Source organism: Peribacillus sp. NPDC096379 (assembly GCF_044762875.1).
Taxonomy (GTDB): Bacteria; Bacillota; Bacilli; order Bacillales; family DSM-1321; genus Peribacillus.
In genome coordinates, this window is sequence record NZ_JBIWFD010000004.1 from 120,069 (window position 1) to 138,159 (window position 18,091).

The following is an 18,091-nucleotide window of genomic DNA, read 5'->3' on the forward strand; positions in this document are numbered from 1 at the left end:
AAATATAGAATATTTCAGAAAATTGCGCAATCTTTAATGGCTAAAAACGTCATTTTTTCATTCAACAAATGGTGACATATTATTTCTCTAACCACAAAGAATAACGAGGTAGGAGGTGATTCGCAAATGGTCAAGCGTAAAGATAATCCATCCAAAGCTGCAGTAAGTGCGGCGAGTGTGAAAGGAAACGCAGGTCCTGGTGTTGAAGGACATGGACAAAACAAAGTGAACAGTACAAACAATCAATTTAAAAAATAAAGTGAAACGTCCATCCGTTTCATCCTCCACTGAGGGTAGTTACGTTTTACAGGTTGTTTATTTCCTTCCTATTTTTTCTTGATTCTTTTGCAAAATAGGGTTGTGGGATTAACCGTTAAATCGGAGTAAATTCGTTACTCTCCATGGTATGTAACGCTTGTAACAACAGTATTCTTTAGAAAAACATCATTTTAAGGAGGTGGATATGATGCAAGAAAATGTTCAAGGAAACCAACCACAGAGTAATGTACCTGTTGGCACTATGAAACAGCCACCCAAAATGGTTTCAACGAAAGATAGCCTTTATTTAAAAGATATGCTGTCCTGGAATTTACTTGCTATGAAGAAAGCTCATTTCTTCGCCGCTCAATGCCAAGATCAACAAGTCGTGCAAGCCTTAAATAAATATGGCCTAATGCATCAGCGCCATTATAATACCATCCTTACACATCTTGATCCAGCCAAACAAAGTCAACAGCTCCAATAATCATGATGAAAGGAGATATGCAAATTGCCCAATCAAAATAAAGTACAAAACCCTGAAGCTCCCATTCCAAAGACACCGCAAATGAATGAACGTGATTTCGTTAATGATATACTAAGTACAGAAAAATATTTAAAAAGTTCTTATGGAGTGGCATTGAATGAATTGAGCAATCAGACTTTGTATCAGGATATTCAATCCATCTATACCGAAGTAGAGACAGCGCAAAGGGAGCTCTATTACTTAATGTTCGAAAAAGGCTGGTATACTCTTGAAAAAGAAGACCCTCAAAAAGTCGGTCAAGCCTACCAACAATTCAGTGGCTATAAAAACCAATTCCCTTATGATGCTGGAATACAATAAAGTGAAACGTCAATTAATAGGGGTCTTACTTCCTGTTAATGTAGGATAACATTTATACCAAACAAAAGGAGAAGGCTAAGCCTTCTCCTTTTGTTCTCGATAGTCGTCGTTCAGTTTTTTTATTTCCTGAATCAGCTTAACCATTTCTTGTTTTGCCTCTGGATAAGTTGAATTCCAATGCTTAGCAAGGGCAGGCATCGATTTGGCAATATACGAATAAAGTGCCCAGTACCGGACTTTTTCCTGAAGTTCAAGATCACTTTCTCCAGTAAGAAGTTTCGTATATTTCTCAATCAGACCATCAAATTGCTCAGTAAATTGATCGTTCATATCAATACTCCTTTGCAAGTGACTTTATCCTGGTTTAACAGGCTGCAATCCCCCCACTGATGGGAGTTTCACTTTATGTTTTTTCGAGTCCTCGTTGGTGTCTAACGCTTGCGTTTCTCTTATTTATTGGTAGAAAACATGTATTTCTTATAATGATATCGAATACTAAAAATTAAACCCATCGCCATCATATTCCCCATCAGCGAGCTTCCACCATAGCTAATGAAAGGAAGCGGAATACCTGTAATCGGCAAAACGCCAATCGTCATGCCAATATTTTGAAATACATGGAATGTAATCATACTAATTACACCCACACAAATATACGTATAGAAGTTATTCTTCGTGTCCATTCCAGATTTCGTAATGTGATAGATCAGCAAGAAAAACAAACTAACGACAATACTGGACCCAAGAAAACCGAATTCTTCGCCAATTACACTAAAGATGAAATCCGAATGACTTTCCGGCAAATACACCTCTCTAGCACCGATTCCACCTTCTAATGCTTTCCCTGTCGTTTGGCCTGATCCGATAGCCAGCAATGATTTCGTTAATTGATACCCTGTTGAACTGGCGTAATTATAAGGATCTAACCAAGAATAAATCCGTCCAAATTGATATTGCTTAACTCCTAGATACTTTTCTAAAATATCAGGATGCCATAGAACAAAATAAAATATCGTTCCTGCGACTGCTGCCCCACCTGCAAAAATGGGTGTTAGTATCTTCCATGAAACACCTGAAACAAAAATGATTCCAACTAAAATCGCAATTAAGACAAGAGATGTTCCTAAGTCAGGTTGTAGCATAACTAACATAATTGGCGGCATCGTTACAAGACCTAATTTCAACAACAGCCAGAAATCCGTTTTAATCGTCTTCATTGGATTTTTTTCATGATGAGTAGTCGCCACATTGGCAAGAGCGACGATCAAAAACGTCTTCATGAATTCTGATGGTTGTATCGAACCCACTTTGGGAATGACAAACCAACTCTTGGCTCCATTTATGTTAGGAGCTAACGTATCTGGAGCTACCACTAGCAAGAAAAGTAGAAAAAGCCCAAAGCCATACGCATACCAAGTTATTTTCTTTAATTGATCTGAATCAAAGGTAATGATGGCTGCAACAATACCTACACCAACCGCGTACCAAAATACTTGTTGAATTAAAAAGTTATTTACATACTGCCCAGATGTCTGCGCACTGTATATCGCAATACAGCTCGTAATAAACAGAAGAAATAGTATAAAAGCTAAGGTATAATCAATTCTGGATGAAATTTTATTATTTGATTCCATATAACTCTCCCATAAGAAGGATTAAGGGAACTATGATCCATAGCATATTTTTGAGAAAATACTCCCTTTCGTACACCTATCCATTATACTGTAAACAGACAAAATCACAACTATATCGTATATTGATTTTCCCCCACGAAGTCCCAACTTATCATCTTTCTGCGCTAAGTCGCCTTCTCTTCATGTAGGTAGTTACAAGTCCCTGACTTGGCGAAAATAGAAAAGCCCATCCAAAGATCACACCCGCAACACTGACCATACATCCTGCTATCGAAGCATCTAGCATCACTGCTGTGTAATAGCCCATTAATAAATAGTGAAAGAAAACGACCGGGATTCCTATCGCGCAAGCCAATCCAGAATCAAATGCCTTTTTCTTTACAATAAAAATCGTCGTTACAAGTGCGAATTCGAACAAGAGGTTAAACTAAAAAAACTGTAAACATAATGGTCCACGTTTTCTCTTTGTTCGCTCCAATGTATCGGGTCTTTTCATCTATTCTTGTCTAATTATTACTTCCCTTTCAAAATTAAACATTGCTTGTCCATTTGAAATATACTATACTACAATCATATTTAATTAAATATTCCCATTCACCGATGGGATAGAGGCTGCAACTTATAATAGTAAAGCGGACGAGATTCAATGAAATTGATGACTCCGTTTGAAAGGATAAATTGCCGAAGTTTGGATAAATCATTGACTATCCATGCTGGCGATGTTTCCGAACAGGAACATCACTGTCACGTTTAGTAACGTGGAGGGCTATCTTCGGAAGGATTTAACGGACTCATCAAACAGCCGTCGATCTTTTTCGACTGTTGTTTTTTTATTTGCCTTAAATACCATTTAACCTTCCATCATAAAAAAACATCCATGAGCATCTGATCCCAACTAAAACGATGAAAAGGTTCAGGCACTCAAATTGTATCACCTTATGAAGGTGGCGGTACGGAGCGGATTTTTGCGAAGCCCCGCCCCTTTTCCACAGAAAAGGAGTGTACACGATCATTGGCGAATTCAACCCAAACATCTAACCCTACTCAATTAAAGAGAACTCTTAAAGCACGCCATCTGATGATGATTTCTCTTGGAGGATCAATCGGAACTGGGATATTTTTAGCAAGTGGTGGCGCTATTCATACTGCTGGTCCAGGTGGAGCGCTGCTCGCCTATGCAGCTGTTGGAATCATGGTTTATTTCTTAATGACCAGTCTTGCCGAGATGGCAGCCTACATGCCAGTAGCTGGTTCATTCAAAGTGTATGCCACGAATTTTGTTGATCCGGCTTTTGGTTTTGCGATCGGCTGGAACTATTGGTATAACTGGGCAATTACGATTGCCGCGGAGCTTGCTGCGGTTGTACTCATTATGAAATTTTGGTTTCCAGAAAGTCCTTCAGTTATGTGGAGTGCACTGGCACTTGTCATTATGTTCGGCTTCAACTATATGTCTGTTAAAGGCTTTGGAGAAGCGGAATTTTGGTTTGCACTGATTAAAGTTGTAACAGTCATCATCTTTATTATTACTGGATTTTTAATGATTTTTGGCATTATGGGCGGAGAGTCTATTGGCTTTACAAACTTCACAATCGAGGATGCACCTTTTAATGGCGGATTCTTTGCCATCCTAGGAATTTTCATGGCAGCGGGTTTCTCTTTTCAAGGGACTGAATTACTCGGCGTAGCTGCTGGAGAAAGCGAAGAGCCAGAAAAAAATATTCCAAAAGCAATTAGCACTGTTTTTTGGCGAATCCTCCTTTTTTACATTTTATCTATTTTTGTCATCGGGATGATTCTTCCATACACAGATGAACGATTATTAAGTGATGCGGTTTCTGTAAGTCCATTCACACTCGTTTTTGAACGCGCAGGATTTGCCTTCGCTGCATCCGTCATGAACGCCATTATTTTAACATCTGTCTTGTCTGCAGGTAACTCAGGCATGTATGCTTCTACTCGTATGCTTTGGGATTTAGCACGCGATGGTAAAGCACCTAAATTCTTAGGAAAATTGGATAAAAGAGGTGTGCCAGTTAATGCCTTAATCGCAACTACTTTAGTTGGATCACTAGCTTTCTTAACGACTTTCTTCGGCGATGGTGCCGTTTATATTTGGTTGTTAAACGCGTCAGGGATGGCTGGATTTGTTACTTGGCTCGGGATTGCCATCAGCCATTACCGCTTCCGCAGAGCCTATATCGCACAAGGACACGACATAAAGGATCTTCCATATCGAGCAAAGTGGTTCCCACTCGGTCCATTATTAGCACTATTTTTATGTATTTTCATTATATTAGGTCAAAACTACCAAGCCTTTACGGGAGGCGGGGTCGATTGGAACGGAGTACTTGTTTCTTATATTGGTTTACCTCTTTTCTTAATCGTTTGGCTCGTCTATAAAGTTAAAAACAAAACAAAATTAATTCCTTTAAAAGACTGTGATTTTGAAACTAAATAATAACAAGGATATCCAAAAAGGGTTAGACTTCACACTATTGATGTGAGGTCTGACCCTTTTTTGTATGGGACAGCTTCTTATCAAATTAATTAAGTCAAGGTATTCAAGATTCTTACATCACTTCATAAGCAGGTGGATGATGTCATCTTCCTTACAATCATTAATGTGCAGACGGGAAAACGCGTTTCACCGTTTCAGTGAACTCATCAGCAAATCCTGCGATTGGATGACCATTCCTCACATCAGTCGAATAGCCTTGCATACGATCAATGAAGTCAGGGCTTGAAGACACGTACACGTTTTCAATCGTTGCATCAGCTGCCCTTACTTTGTCAGCAATTTTCTCCTCTACATTCTTCGCTAACTCATTGCTTCCTTTGTCCGATAAGTCGGCTGCAACATAGGCACTGTTTCCCATCACCATTACTGTAGAATGCTTCACTTCTTTTAGCTTATCGACTTCAGCAGAAAGGTTGCTCCCCTCTCTAATATCATTATTATATGTGACATTCCTTGTGTTATAGTTGACATTATTTCGTACATTTTGGGCTTCATTCGGAAACATGGCTCTGTCATAATTTACGTCTGTCGGATAATTTACGTCTGTCGGATGATTTACGTCTGTCGGATGATTTACACCTGTCGGATGATTCACACCCATTTTCTCACTACCCTGTTTAGTATTGTTGGCTGTACATCCTCCAACAAATAATGTTGCTATTATTCCACCCACCATAATTGCGTTCTTCATATCCATCACTCCTTTTTCATTATTACAAATTTAGTGTTCGCCAGAGAAGATGAAATATGTAAGAACCCAACTAAATTTCCTGCAACAATTCCTTCCATGTAAAATACTGGTCCTGTTATCTGCACCGGCCTACTTTTTAATCAAATGACGATCCGGAAATCAAATTTACGCGCCAGAATGGAGGATTTTCACGCCAGAACTAACGCTTTTCGAGCGGGATTTATGATTTGCATGCCAGTGCCAAATTTTCGTTTATTTGCATACAAAACCTAAAATGGCGTTAAATTTCCACCAGTTACTTTTGAAGGATCCCTCATTAAAAACGCTACACTCATCTAATCATAATGGTGGCGATGCGGAGCCGAAATTTTGGCTGCTTTCTCGATAAAATGAGTATACCCGCTAAGAGATTGGCTATATTAGTAAGTCGCGAGGCCCTGTACCATATCCTTCACACAAAAAAACAGGCAAGAAGAGTATTCTTCCTGCCTGTTCCTTTATTCTCCAGATGTTTCTTGAGTAGATGGTTCCACCGGAGTTTCTTTATCTTCTTCATTGTTATAATTATAGTCAGAAGGTTTAATTGGCGTGAATCCCTTAGGTGTATAGAAGCGTAATAAATCTCCATTCACAACCTTATCGGAGTACTGAAGTAGTTTTTGCGCAAGTTGTTTATCCGCAGCAATCTCTTCCGTTTCTTCGATTAATTCCCCTGTATTCGTATCATAGTATTTTCCTTTGAGAGAAGTTACAGATGGTGTAATAAAATCTCCATTTCGGAATGGAATCAATTGGTGATGATCTTTAGACAATAAATCTGTACCAAATTGAACATTCTCTTTCGTGTCTACACCCAGTAAATGCATAAGTGTCGGCATTAAGTCAATTTGTCCGCCATACGTATGGTTGACTCCACCCTTGACACCTGGTGCATGAATCAGTAAAGGCACACGTTGTAGTTGTGCGTTTTCGAATTCCCCAACTTCAGTTCCAAGTACTTGAGACATAGCTCTCATATGGTTTTCTGAGATTCCATAATGGTCACCGTACATCACGATTACGGAATTATCATATAAGCCGGATTCCTTTAAATAGGTAAAGAACTCTTTAAGTGCTTCATCCGCATATCTGGCCGTTTGGAAGTAATTATCAACTGACTTATCACCCGTTGTATGAGGTGCGATTGTTGTTAAGTCTTGGTTTATCGAATACGGGAAATGGTGTGACACCGTTATAAACTTCGAATAAAATGGCTGTGGCAATTTATCAAGCATCGGAATGGATTCTTGAAAGAAAGGCTTATCCATCAAGCCATAGCTCATTGTATCTTCTACATTCATATCGTAATAGCTTGCATCGTAAAAACGATTAAACCCAAGTGCTTTATAAATTTTATCGCGGTTCCAGAAAGTCTTATAGTTACCATGAAAAACAGCAGACGTATACCCTTCTTGACCTAAAATAGCTGGTGCAGCTTGATACGTATTTTGATCATGTGTCGTGAATGCTGAACCTTGTGGCAAACCGTACAATGAATTTTCAAGCATAAACTCTGCATCAGATGTTTTACCTTGACCAACCTGATGGAAGAAATTATCAAAATACATAAAGTCTGTGCTATGCGCTAATGAATTTAGGAATGGTGTAACTTCCTCTCCATTAAGCTTGTAATCAATAAGGAAATTCTGCATCGATTCCAAATGAAGATAAATCACATTCTTACCTTTTGACGCACCGAAATATTCTGGGTTTGGCTCAGCATACATCGCTTTTGTAAAATTGACAATCTCAGCAATGTCTGTGCTGTTTGCCGTTGCACGCTGTGCATATGTTCTCGTATTTTGTACTGCGTCATATACCATGTAATTGTACATGCCTAAATATTTAACAATATAGTTACGGTCAAATGTTCTAGTAAGTAGTTGCGGACGGTCTTTTTCCGCTAAAGCAAGGTTTACTGAGAAAATAGCAAGTCCAGCAAGGAAGACCATTGCAACCGTACGGCGTTTCATTTTAATTTCACTTGGCTTGATTGCTTTAGAATAATACAATGCGATCAAGATGATTGTATCCAAGAAATACAAAATATCATAAGGTTTGAATAATGCTAATACACTTGGACCTAAGTCACCAAAATTTGATGCTTGCGTAAGTGTTGGTAAAGTAATGAAGTCCGTAAAAGAACGGTAATAAACGATATTAGAGAATAAGACGGCTGATAAAATGAAATTTAATCGAATCACCCATTTATATGTCTTTTTCCCCTTGGCCAACAATGCGATTCCAAAGAAAAGAATGGCTGAACTAATCGGGTTAACAAACAGTAGAAACGATTGAAGTTTGTTATCAATCCCTAAATTAAATTCCACCTGATAGCCAATATATGTTTTAATCCAAAATAATGTAACTGCTATTATGAAGAAACTAAGAAGTTTAGTTTGTAAAATGCTTTGACCCTTTTTAAGAAAATTATTCATGTTTCACCTCTATTAATCTAGTAATCTGAGCCTTAATCGATGATACAGATCCTGATTATTTATCTTGATAAGTAAATGACATTTCGAGCATAAAATACATAGTATCACTTTCATTCAATAAGTCAAGATTAGTTGAGTGATTATCCTTTTATTCCCATTCGTATTATATTGTAAAGAAATTGTAACAATTCAGTATAGACAATGAAAGGTGCTAAATACTCATTATCATATGAACACGATCCGAAAAAGATAACAAATTAATGCTTATTTCTAACGTCACAAATACTACTATAACGGACTTTCACTTGAACTTCCATTAAATATCACTTTTTTTCATTTCCATATTTCCCAAGTACAAATGCAGTCTCAATCCATCCCTATTCCACTGCAATTCCGGTTGCTTTTACACTGCCTTTACAAAGTTCCGAATGAATAGTAAATAAACTTAGCATCTGTCAGAAAGATAAATGTAACAGTATTCTTGAGTTGAATCCTTTTATTATATCACAACTCCACTATTTTTTCCACTAAATTACAAACGATAAACAAAACTCAAGTACTTATTTAGGAACTTTGATTAAAATCGGCCGTTTCCTGTAATAAACGTCGAAGTCAGCACAATCTGCGCTAAACCGACAAGTATATGATGGATGGGAAATCTCGATTAGAAGTTGGTTTCTTGTGGGGGATGGTGCTGTTTACGCTTGATACGGACAGGCAAATTGAGGATTCCACTTAAAAACTTCGTCCACTTTTCTTTGTATCAAAAAAAGTCCTGTTCACAACAAAAAAATAAACGAAGTTTGTCTTACGTGCAAAGGACCAGACCCCGCAGCTACTATAAAGAATTAGGTGCGTTAAACTAACGCTTTATCCTTTATAGGCTACGGGGGCGATCCCTTTAAGACATTCTTAGTTTGTTTTTTAGAATTATCTAAGACCCTCAGCAATTTCATTCACCATTTCCTGAACGGATCCAAGTCCATCGCCTGATAGGTACCAGTATGCAGGGTCTAAATAGATGATATTCCCTTCTTTGAAAGCTTTTGTACCTTTTACTAAATCATTTTCTATCGTTGTTTTAGTAACAGCTCTATCACCTACAACTGCATCTCGATCAACTACGAATAGATAATCAGGATTTTTTCGACAATGTATTCGAAGTTAGTGAATGATGATACCCAGTGTTGTCGAAAAGGTAAAGACTCTCTCGACCAACATTTGCCCCCAACTAACGCAATAATACTGATTAGCATGGAGGATCATCATGAAATTATTAGGTATATCAGGGGCATTAATCGGGGCAAAAACAGCTATTTCTGTAAATGAGGTGCTAACGAAAGCAGGCCAACATCCACATATTGAGACAGAGCTTTTTGATTTAAAAGACTATAAAGTGGAGTTTGTCGATGGGAGACCTTTCGTTGCATACAATGAGGACACACGAACGGTCATTAACAAAATCATTGTTGATGATTCTGTTAATGACCGAAATCGTAGGAAAAAGGTAGAATTACTTGCTCGTTGTTTTGATCACGCTTATATAAACCATTTAAGTCTAGGGAATATGTTCGGATTATAGAGTCTTAATAAAAAGTTAAAACGCTTCTAGAGAACGTCTGGTACTTATTCTACTACAGTGTAGTTACCGTGCTCCATATTAATAATATAGTCTGGTTTTGGTGGTTTACCACCATGTTGTTTAATCTTCTCTTTGTGACCAGCAATATGCTCCGGGCTCTTTTCCCAAGCTTTCCAAGCATCTTCAGACTCCCAGCGGATAATCATAATTACTTCTTCTTCCCCACGACGTATATTTTTTACAAGTAACTCACGGCTAATAAAACCTTCTCTTTGTTCCACTAATGATGGGCCTTGGCCGGGTTTCTTTTTAAAACGTTCTAATATCTTTTCTGAATTTCCTTCAGTAATTGTCCACTTACGAATTTGAACAAACATCTGTCTTCCCCCTTAATTCTTAATTATAGTAAAGGCTGTCCTATTTATTGGACAGCCTGCTCTTTTGAAGTCAAATATTTATGTCAATCTTATTTTAACTCGTCTAAGATTTCTTGAATTTTCTCCATTTCAGTTGGTACGCCACCACTTGCGAAGTACCAGTTACCTCCATAAAGGTAAACGATTTTGCCTTCTTTGTAAGCACGAGTTTGTTTAATAATGTCGTTTTCAATATCTGTCTTAAGTGCATCATCGTCATTAGCATTACGGTCAATGATTAATAACACTTCTGGGTTAGCTGATAAAATTGACTCATAACTGAAATCAGAACCATGTGCACTTGACTCAATATCTTCAGTTACTGGTTTGAATCCAAAGTCGTTATATACATAAGCGAAACGAGAATCCGGACCATTGTCGAAACCAGCGATTTTCTTCTCATTATACATAGCTACTAATGCATTTTCATAACCTGCAGCTTTTTCTTGAAGTTCGGCTACTTTTGCATCTAAATCTGCATTTATAGCTTTAGCTTCTTCTTCTTTATCGAAAATTTGCCCTGCAAGTTCTGCGCCTTCTTTAATACCTTTAATATAATCTTCATTATCAGATCCAACGAATATTACGTTTGGAGTAATTTCTTTTAATTGTTCATACATTGGAGCTTGACGACCAGAAATGAAAATTACATCTGGCTCAAGTGATGCTACTAATTCGAAATCGATTTCTTTTAAAGTACCTAAGTCAGCATATTCGTCAGAAGAATATTTTTCTTTTAAGTCTGCTGGCAGATTTGATTTAGGAAGACCAACAACGCCCTCCACTCCTAAAGCGTCAAGATTATCTAAGAAACCAAAGTCTAAAGTAACAATACGTTCTGGCATTTCTTCTAAAGTAACATCTTCAAACACCGTTTTTGTTCCTGCTTCTTTATCTTCTCTTTCACCAGTTAAAGATGCAACTGTCATTGGGAATGCAGAAGTTTCAGTAGCCTTTTCTGTTCCTTCAGTTGTCTTTTCTGTATTAGTTTCAGGTGTATCTGTTGTCGCTTCTTCATTTGATCCACATGCTGCTAAAACTAAAGATAGTAAAGTTGTTACAGCTAAAATTTTCCATTTATTCATTTTTTATTCTCTCCCGTTCCCTTTATAATGATATTGATAATCATTATCATTATAACATGTAAAAATGATAGGTCAACTCATTTTTCATTTATTTTATACAACTTTATTCAAAAAAACGATTTAGAAAAGCATGCCAAATCACCCTTTTCTAAACCATAAGTTTACGAATGCGAATTAAAGAATACACAAATACGACACCCGTCCTGTTCTTGGACTGGTATATCCATATCATATATTTCCCGCAATGCAGCAGTATTTATAATTTCATTTGTTAGACCATCTTTCACAACACGTCCATCTTTAAGAGCAACGATACGATCTGAATATACTGATGCAAAGTTAATATCATGCAATACAATCACAACGGTCTTACCTAATTCATCAACCAGCTTACGTAAAATTTTCATAATTTGAACAGAATGTTTCATATCCAAGTTATTTAACGGTTCATCTAATAAGATATATTCTGTATCTTGTGCAATAACCATGGAAATAAACGCACGTTGTTTTTGACCACCAGATAATTCATCCAAATATTTATCTTGGATATCGGTTAAATTCATATATTCTAAGGCTTGATCAACAAATTTTTCATCTTCACTATTTAGTCGACCCTTTGAATACGGATAACGCCCAAATGACACTAGCTCTCGAACTGTTAAGCGAACATTTAAATGATTGGATTGTCTTAGAATGGCCACTCGTTTTGCAAATTCATCAGACTTCATCTTTTTAACATTACCTTTATCTAGAAGGACTTCACCTGTATCAGAATCTAATAAGCGACTTACCATGGACAATAACGTCGATTTACCAGCACCATTTGGCCCGATAAATGACGTAATCGTTTTTGGTTGGATTGTCACTGTTACATTTTCTACTACAGGATTTTTGCCAAAATACTTTGTTATACCTTTGATTTCAATCATCCAGCAGCCCTACTTTCTTTCAGCAATAAGTAAATAAAGTAAATACCACCGATAAAGTTAATAATGACACTAATTGTCGTATTTAAATGGAATACGTGTAATACCAAAAACTGTCCGCCTACTAATGCAATAATACTTATTAAACTAGATGCTACAATTAAAACTGAATGTCGATATGTATTAATAAATTGATAGGCCACGTTCGATACGATTAATCCTAAAAATGTAATAGGACCAACAAGTGCAGTTGAAGTTGCAATCAAAATGGATGATAAAATTAATACTTTTAACACCATTTTATCGTAGTTTATACCTAGATTGATTGCCGCATCACGACCTAAAGACATCACATCTAAATCACTTAACATTCTTTTACCATAGATGAAAGCTGCCCCTAATATCGCCATTGAAAGATACAATAACTCTGACTTAACGTTATTAAAGCTTGCGAATAATCGGCTTTGTAAACTTAGATATTCAACTGGATCTATCACTACTTGGAGGAAATTCACTAAACTTCCAAGTAATGTCCCGATAATCATTCCTGCTAGTAATAATAGAAAGATCGGATATTTATCCGCTCGGAATAAGAATCGATATAGAATTAACGCAAAAAGAATCATTGCAATAATTGCCATTCCAAAGTTTAAATAACGGTCTACAACAAAAATAGACGCCGAACCTAAAGCAAAAAAAATAACGGTTTGTACAACCTCATACATCGAGTCAAGCCCCATGATAGAAGGCGTTAAAATTCGGTTATGAGTGATTGTTTGGAAAATAATTGTAGCGTATGATATTGCTATCCCAGTGATTACCATTGCTCCAATTCGTACTAAACGACGTGGGAAGGCATAATCAAAACCGCCCCGAATATTATAAAAAGCAAAAAGCAAAATGAATATTATCGCAATTACCGCTAATATAATTATTTTCGTACTATTTTTTCGCATATGCTTTCCCCCTAAATAACATTACTAAGAAGATCGCACTACCAAAAACTGCGACTGTTAGGTTTACTGGAATTTCATAAGGGTATACAACTAAGCGGCTAAGAATATCACATGCCAGCAAGAAAACCATTCCTAGCATGATTGTATGTGGAATCGTTTTACGTAAATTGTCCCCCATATAAATCGACACGATATTCGGCACAATTAACCCTAAGAAAGGGATAATACCAACAGTTAGTACGACAGTAGTCGAAATGATAGCTACTAAAACTAAACCTAAATTTAAAACCATTTTATAACTTAGTCCTAAATTTTTTGCAAAATCTTCACCCATTCCAGCTACCGTAAACTTATTCGCATATATGTAAGCTAATATGATGGCTGGGACAGCTACATACAATAATTCATAACGTCCAGATACGATTAAAGTAAAACTACCCATGAAGAATGCTTGAACGTTTTGTAAAATTTCAGCTTCATAACCTAAAAACGTCGAAATCGCCGATAGAATATTCCCGTACATAATCCCGATTAGCGGTACGAAAATTACATCTTTAAATTTAATGCGATCAAGTAATTGCATGAAAATTAGCGTTCCAACTAAAGCGAATGCAAAACTGAATATAATTTGCTGAAAATACGTTACATTTGTAAAGAAAAGCATTGAAATAATAATACCAAGCTTAGCTGCATCTAGCGTACCCGCCGTTGTTGGTGATACAAATTTATTACGGCTTACACTTTGCATTATTAATCCTGCAATACTCATCCCCGCACCCGCTAGAATAATCGCCATTAAACGAGGCACACGACTAATTAAGAAAATTTGTGTTTTATCAGAATCCCAATCTAGAAGGTCGCTCGGCTTAATATCAATTGCACCAACAAATAGCGAGATAAACGAGAGAATGATTGCAGCGATCATTAACATCCACAGTCTCATTTTTATCCCCATATTCTATTTATTCTCAAGTATGTAAAACAATGAAAATGATTCTCAATCTCGAGTACATATAAATTATAAGCACAAAATTGCCAAAAATCAATAATTATATAAGTTCATTTTGAATTTCCGACATAGCCATGGACCCAATCAGACAGAGAATTTTTTTAAGTAAGGAATGAAAAACCAAGTTTCGATAACCTTATTTTCCTAGAAATTGAAGATATAAAAAAAGCCAATTTAAGAGTTTATTAAATGAAAGGGCCAATGAATTTGGCAATGATCCGGCCTTATTAAAAATTCTGCGACATAGTGGGCCGACTGATTATTTATCCAGTTGAAATTCTAATTGGCCTTGTAGTAGGGATTTGACAGCGTGATATTTATTTATCTATTAATGAGGAGAAAGGCATATGAATAATAAGTTTTAATTAACGGTGCTCGCAGTAATTGCTACGTTACTTAGCCAATACCTTCACAGTCCTATGTGGCAATGTTAGGGCCTATTTAATAAAATAGGAATAATGCCGTTTAGAAAAGAAGGAGGCCGAAATATCTACTTCCTTCTACTAATAGGAATGATTTTCGGGACGCTTCTCTCAAGCTTGTCTTCTTTCACGCAAGTATTAATAGATCCAAACGAATACCAAATTGTTCAAAACAAAATGTTCGCAAGCTTTAACAATATAAAAACTGATTTACTTTTAATAGTAGCAATTTTAATGCTTATTACAACGCTTTATTTCCTACGATTTGCAAAATATTTAGATGTGATGTTGTTTGGAAGTACACAGGCCATTAATTTAGGTGTCGATTACGATTATGTAATGAAGCGAATATTAATAGTAGTTGCTATTTTAACTTTTGTATCGACTGCACTTGTCGGACCTACCACATTTCTTGGATTGATGGTGGCGAATGTCGCATCTCAATTTACTAAATCATATAAGCGTAAACATGTTATCCCGGCATCCATCTTCTATTTTTTAGTCTCATTTAGCTAAACTGGTATTCCCTTTATTATATTACCCCAAAACAGTATGAATTTTTAATTTTTAGCCTTTTTTAGTAGTTGAAGGAAAATCATCAAAGTATCACGATAAGATTTAGGATGATATAATACAAGCTATAGTAAACATTCCCTGGAAAAAGCTTAATATAAAGGAAGAGATTTTATGTTGGCATTTATCAGCAAATTATTTACGAAAAAACCAAAAGTCACACTTGAATTCTGCCAAACGAACCTGGATCGTTTTTTAGAGGAAGAATATGCAGAAGAGTATGGAGAATTTTTAAAAAGTCCACAAGTTTCCTATAAAGAGTATGAATGTTTAAGCGAATGTAAGCTGTGTAAGAAGTCTGCTTACGCGAAGCTGAATGGTGCCATGATTACAGGGATTGATTCTGGTGATTTACTGGCTCAGCTGAAAGATAAAGTGAATGCCAACAAGTAAAAAACTAGAATTTCAAGAGCTGTTTTTCAGACTGAAATAATCGATTCATTACCAAAAAGAGCAAATGCCTAGGTTCTTCTCGCATTTGCTCTTTGTTTTGTGATGAAAAGATGAAGTTAGCTTCTCAGGAATATCGATTTAGGTATTTTGCTAGTCGCTTTGAACCTCTTTCCCCCCGACTCAGCTCTTTGACCCTTTTACTAACCAGTATTGCTTTTTTCCTAACCACTTTTCCTTTTCACTCATTATAAATATAAGTTTTTTCATAACAAGTGCGTACTAGTCATATCGTTAAATAGTGTATTCATGCAGTCTTTAAAGGAGTGAGTGTAATGAATCAATATGTAAAGAATGAAATCGACCGTCTGATCATTCGGCTACAGACTGACCAGCAAGAAGATGGGTCTTGGCACTATCCATTTGAAATCGGCATTACACCTGATGCGTTTATGATCATTTTATTAAAAGCACTCGACATACGGGACGATGAACTCATTCAAGCTTTAGCAGCAAGAATTATAAGCCGTCAGGAGAAAAACGGCGCGTGGAAGTTATATCATGATGAACAGGACGGGAATGTTTCACTGACAATAGAGGCCTATTATGCATTGCTTTTATCTGGTCTGCATCATGAGAATGATGAGCATATGGAAAAGGCTCGACAATTCATTGTTACTAACGGAGGGTTGAGCAAGGCAAGCTCGATTACAAAAATTATGTTGATACTTACCGGTCAATTGAAATGGCCGCTTATCTTTCCGATTCCAGTCGAAGCCGTATTGCTTCCCCCCACCTTTCCCATTAGCATGTATGATTTATCCGTATATGCGAGGTCAAACTTTCTCCCACTCCTTTTATGCTCTGATCATAAATTTCAGATCAATATTGCTTCAGGGCCTAATTTGAAAGCATTGCTTCCCTCCCGTTCAGACGATCTCTGGGAAGAATTCAGATGCGAGGAGGGCCGTTCCTTGGTTCAAACGATTTACTATGGTGTCAAAAACCTGATCGGGCTTCCTTCCCTACTGCATAAAATGGCAGTCGAGGGTATTAAAAAGTATATGCTTGAACGAATTGAGCAAGACGGGACTCTTTACAACTTTTTTAGTGCTACATTTTTTATGATTTTTGCTTTACTCTCACAAGGTTATTCAAAAAAGGATCCGATCATTCTAAAAGCCGTTGAAGGCTTAAGAGCCATGGCTACTTCCATTGATGGACAGCTGCATATTCAATTCACAAGGCCTGAAATTTGGAATACGGCACTCATTAATTACGCCCTTCAGGAAGCTGGATTAGAACCTGATAATCCAATTGTTCATAAAGCAAATCACTATTTGACCACCCGGCAGCAAGTTAAATACGGAGATTGGCGTCTGCATAATCCTCATGCTCTACCAGGTGGATGGGGCTTTTCGGACGGCAACACGATGAACCCAGACATCGATGACACAACGGCTGCACTAAGGGCGATATATCCAGCCACCTCCACTCAGCCATATATAAAAACTGCCTATAATCGTGGGTTGGCCTATGTGCTTTCGACACAGAATGATGATGGTGGATTTCCTGCCTTTGAAAAAAATGTTGATAAAAAATGGTTGCAATTCTTGCCAATCGAACAAGCAGAATTTTTTCTTACAGACCCTTCCACACCTGATCTAACTGGACGAACACTTGAATTTCTCGGTAATTTTACCAATGGCAAACAAACCGCAAGCGCCATCAGAAAAGCAGTAAAATGGCTGTTTCACGCTCAAGAAAAAAACGGATCTTGGTATGGTAGGTGGGGAATCTGTTATATTTACGGAACTTGGGCAGCATTAACAGGCCTTCGAGCTACAAGCATTGTGAGTAATCATCCAGCCATTCAAAAGGCAGCAAAATGGCTGATGAGCATTCAAAACGAAGATGGTGGGTGGGGAGAATCTTGCACAAGCGATATTGGGAAGAAGTATATGCCCCTAGGCGCAAGCACCCTTACTCAGACTGCGTGGGCTGTTGATGCGCTAGTATCCATTTCTCCTACATCTACACCTGCCATTGAAAAAGGTATCGCTTATCTTATTGGCGAAGGACAAAGCCAGAACTGGACCAACGACTATCCAGCGGGCCAAGGTTTGCCAGGTTATGTGTATATGCATTATCACAGCTACCGGTTTATTTTTCCGCTACTTGCCCTCAGTCATTATCAAAATAAATATGATCATTCGTAAGTAAAAAGGTAAAAATCGGGAATATTCATCAAAATACAGATCCCATAACGAAAGGGCCGGACCACGCAATCATCATACTCAAACC

17 protein-coding genes, 2 pseudogenes and 1 riboswitch are annotated in these 18,091 nt (G+C 37.2%); of the genes and pseudogenes, 8 read left to right on the forward strand and 11 right to left on the reverse strand.

The features are described from left to right. Positions 1–126: 126 nt before the first annotated feature. The 3 genes from ACIQZI_RS17800 (at position 127) to ACIQZI_RS17810 (ending at position 1,105) form a co-directional block, all read left to right on the forward strand. Positions 127–258: a YuzL family protein gene (locus tag ACIQZI_RS17800; protein WP_082191192.1), complete on the forward strand. Its 132-nt coding sequence runs from the start codon at positions 127–129 to the stop codon at positions 256–258. Between the two features lie 208 nt (positions 259–466). After that, positions 467–745 carry a hypothetical protein gene (locus tag ACIQZI_RS17805; RefSeq protein WP_062185823.1) on the forward strand — a complete coding sequence of 93 codons (279 nt, stop codon included), beginning with the start codon at positions 467–469 and terminating at the stop codon, positions 743–745. Positions 746–826: 81 nt separating this feature from the next. Further along, complete coding sequence (locus tag ACIQZI_RS17810) at positions 827–1,105, forward strand: spore coat protein (protein WP_062186043.1); 279 nt, start codon at positions 827–829, stop codon at positions 1,103–1,105. A 75-nt stretch (positions 1,106–1,180) separates the two neighbouring features. Here ACIQZI_RS17810 and ACIQZI_RS17815 read toward each other — a convergent pair whose 3' ends face one another. The 3 genes from ACIQZI_RS17815 to ACIQZI_RS17825 form a co-directional block, all read right to left on the reverse strand. After that, positions 1,181–1,435, reverse strand: a complete 255-nt coding sequence (locus ACIQZI_RS17815) for a DUF2573 family protein (protein ID WP_403075507.1) — start codon at positions 1,433–1,435, stop codon at positions 1,181–1,183. A gap of 119 nt (positions 1,436–1,554) precedes the next feature. Continuing rightward, complete coding sequence (locus ACIQZI_RS17820) at positions 1,555–2,739, reverse strand: FtsW/RodA/SpoVE family cell cycle protein (protein ID WP_062185819.1); 1,185 nt, start codon at positions 2,737–2,739, stop codon at positions 1,555–1,557. A gap of 151 nt (positions 2,740–2,890) precedes the next feature. Next, positions 2,891–3,157, reverse strand: coding sequence for a hypothetical protein (locus ACIQZI_RS17825; RefSeq protein ID WP_403075511.1), 267 nt, complete (start codon positions 3,155–3,157; stop codon positions 2,891–2,893). 180 nt (positions 3,158–3,337) lie between these two features. Next, a riboswitch (Lysine riboswitch) is annotated at positions 3,338–3,516 on the forward strand. A 235-nt stretch (positions 3,517–3,751) separates the two neighbouring features. Between ACIQZI_RS17825 and ACIQZI_RS17830 the strand changes: the two genes are divergently transcribed. Then, positions 3,752–5,200, forward strand: coding sequence for an amino acid permease (locus ACIQZI_RS17830; protein WP_403075514.1), 1,449 nt, complete (start codon positions 3,752–3,754; stop codon positions 5,198–5,200). A 160-nt stretch (positions 5,201–5,360) separates the two neighbouring features. Here the strand turns inward: ACIQZI_RS17830 and ACIQZI_RS17835 are convergent, their stop codons facing one another. From ACIQZI_RS17835 to ACIQZI_RS17845, 3 genes and pseudogenes are all read right to left on the reverse strand, one after another. After that, a complete protein-coding gene (locus tag ACIQZI_RS17835; RefSeq protein WP_403075517.1) occupies positions 5,361–5,951 on the reverse strand; it encodes a YhcN/YlaJ family sporulation lipoprotein in 591 nt (196 codons plus the stop codon). A 497-nt stretch (positions 5,952–6,448) separates the two neighbouring features. Further along, positions 6,449–8,428, reverse strand: coding sequence for a lipoteichoic acid synthase (gene ltaS / locus ACIQZI_RS17840; RefSeq protein ID WP_403075520.1), 1,980 nt, complete (start codon positions 8,426–8,428; stop codon positions 6,449–6,451). A gap of 930 nt (positions 8,429–9,358) precedes the next feature. After that, positions 9,359–9,594 (reverse strand): annotated as a pseudogene (locus tag ACIQZI_RS17845) (ABC transporter); the annotation flags it as partial. Between the two features lie 101 nt (positions 9,595–9,695). On the opposite strand from ACIQZI_RS17845, the gene ACIQZI_RS17850 reads away from it, so the two are divergent. After that, positions 9,696–10,010 carry a hypothetical protein gene (locus ACIQZI_RS17850; RefSeq protein WP_403075523.1) on the forward strand — a complete coding sequence of 105 codons (315 nt, stop codon included), beginning with the start codon at positions 9,696–9,698 and terminating at the stop codon, positions 10,008–10,010. Positions 10,011–10,054: 44 nt separating this feature from the next. On the opposite strand, the gene ACIQZI_RS17855 is transcribed toward ACIQZI_RS17850, so the two are convergent. The 5 genes from ACIQZI_RS17855 to ACIQZI_RS17875 form a co-directional block, all read right to left on the reverse strand. After that, positions 10,055–10,387 carry an antibiotic biosynthesis monooxygenase family protein gene (locus tag ACIQZI_RS17855; RefSeq protein ID WP_062185811.1) on the reverse strand — a complete coding sequence of 111 codons (333 nt, stop codon included), beginning with the start codon at positions 10,385–10,387 and terminating at the stop codon, positions 10,055–10,057. A gap of 89 nt (positions 10,388–10,476) precedes the next feature. After that, positions 10,477–11,511: a siderophore ABC transporter substrate-binding protein gene (locus tag ACIQZI_RS17860; RefSeq protein WP_403075527.1), complete on the reverse strand. Its 1,035-nt coding sequence runs from the start codon at positions 11,509–11,511 to the stop codon at positions 10,477–10,479. Between the two features lie 161 nt (positions 11,512–11,672). Next, positions 11,673–12,440: an iron ABC transporter ATP-binding protein gene (locus ACIQZI_RS17865; RefSeq protein WP_403075530.1), complete on the reverse strand. Its 768-nt coding sequence runs from the start codon at positions 12,438–12,440 to the stop codon at positions 11,673–11,675. Beyond that, positions 12,437–13,393, reverse strand: a complete 957-nt coding sequence (locus tag ACIQZI_RS17870; protein ID WP_403075533.1) for an iron chelate uptake ABC transporter family permease subunit — start codon at positions 13,391–13,393, stop codon at positions 12,437–12,439. Before ACIQZI_RS17870 ends, ACIQZI_RS17865 begins: the two co-directional genes overlap by 4 nt. After that, a complete protein-coding gene (locus ACIQZI_RS17875; RefSeq protein WP_062185803.1) occupies positions 13,380–14,336 on the reverse strand; it encodes an ABC transporter permease in 957 nt (318 codons plus the stop codon). Before ACIQZI_RS17875 ends, ACIQZI_RS17870 begins: the two co-directional genes overlap by 14 nt. A 536-nt stretch (positions 14,337–14,872) precedes the next feature. Here ACIQZI_RS17875 and ACIQZI_RS17880 point away from each other — a divergent pair. The 3 genes and pseudogenes from ACIQZI_RS17880 to shc form a co-directional block, all read left to right on the forward strand. Next, positions 14,873–15,331, forward strand: a pseudogene (locus ACIQZI_RS17880) (iron chelate uptake ABC transporter family permease subunit); the annotation flags it as partial. 180 nt (positions 15,332–15,511) lie between these two features. Then, entirely contained in the window at positions 15,512–15,790 is a 279-nt protein-coding gene (locus tag ACIQZI_RS17885; RefSeq protein WP_403075536.1) for a DUF1450 domain-containing protein, read from the forward strand. Positions 15,791–16,122: 332 nt separating this feature from the next. After that, positions 16,123–18,006: a squalene--hopene cyclase gene (gene shc, locus ACIQZI_RS17890; RefSeq protein ID WP_403075539.1), complete on the forward strand. Its 1,884-nt coding sequence runs from the start codon at positions 16,123–16,125 to the stop codon at positions 18,004–18,006. The last annotated feature ends 85 nt before the right edge of the window (positions 18,007–18,091 follow it).

Excerpts from the sequence above, each read along its gene's own strand:
- ACIQZI_RS17885 (WP_403075536.1), top strand. The coding sequence starts at position 15,512 with ATGTTGGCATTTATCAGCAAATTATTTACGAAAAAACCAAAAGTCACA.
- ACIQZI_RS17835 (WP_403075517.1), bottom strand. The coding sequence starts at position 5,951 with ATGAAGAACGCAATTATGGTGGGTGGAATAATAGCAACATTATTTGTT.
- ACIQZI_RS17870 (WP_403075533.1), bottom strand. The coding sequence starts at position 13,393 with ATGCGAAAAAATAGTACGAAAATAATTATATTAGCGGTAATTGCGATA.
- ACIQZI_RS17805 (WP_062185823.1), top strand. The coding sequence starts at position 467 with ATGCAAGAAAATGTTCAAGGAAACCAACCACAGAGTAATGTACCTGTT.
- ACIQZI_RS17815 (WP_403075507.1), bottom strand. The coding sequence starts at position 1,435 with ATGAACGATCAATTTACTGAGCAATTTGATGGTCTGATTGAGAAATAT.
- ACIQZI_RS17820 (WP_062185819.1), bottom strand. The coding sequence starts at position 2,739 with ATGGAATCAAATAATAAAATTTCATCCAGAATTGATTATACCTTAGCT.
- ACIQZI_RS17855 (WP_062185811.1), bottom strand. The coding sequence starts at position 10,387 with ATGTTTGTTCAAATTCGTAAGTGGACAATTACTGAAGGAAATTCAGAA.
- ACIQZI_RS17800 (WP_082191192.1), top strand. The coding sequence starts at position 127 with ATGGTCAAGCGTAAAGATAATCCATCCAAAGCTGCAGTAAGTGCGGCG.
- ltaS (WP_403075520.1), bottom strand. The coding sequence starts at position 8,428 with ATGAATAATTTTCTTAAAAAGGGTCAAAGCATTTTACAAACTAAACTT.
- shc (WP_403075539.1), top strand. The coding sequence starts at position 16,123 with ATGAATCAATATGTAAAGAATGAAATCGACCGTCTGATCATTCGGCTA.
- ACIQZI_RS17810 (WP_062186043.1), top strand. The coding sequence starts at position 827 with ATGAATGAACGTGATTTCGTTAATGATATACTAAGTACAGAAAAATAT.
- ACIQZI_RS17860 (WP_403075527.1), bottom strand. The coding sequence starts at position 11,511 with ATGAATAAATGGAAAATTTTAGCTGTAACAACTTTACTATCTTTAGTT.
- ACIQZI_RS17875 (WP_062185803.1), bottom strand. The coding sequence starts at position 14,336 with ATGAGACTGTGGATGTTAATGATCGCTGCAATCATTCTCTCGTTTATC.
- ACIQZI_RS17865 (WP_403075530.1), bottom strand. The coding sequence starts at position 12,440 with ATGATTGAAATCAAAGGTATAACAAAGTATTTTGGCAAAAATCCTGTA.
- ACIQZI_RS17850 (WP_403075523.1), top strand. The coding sequence starts at position 9,696 with ATGAAATTATTAGGTATATCAGGGGCATTAATCGGGGCAAAAACAGCT.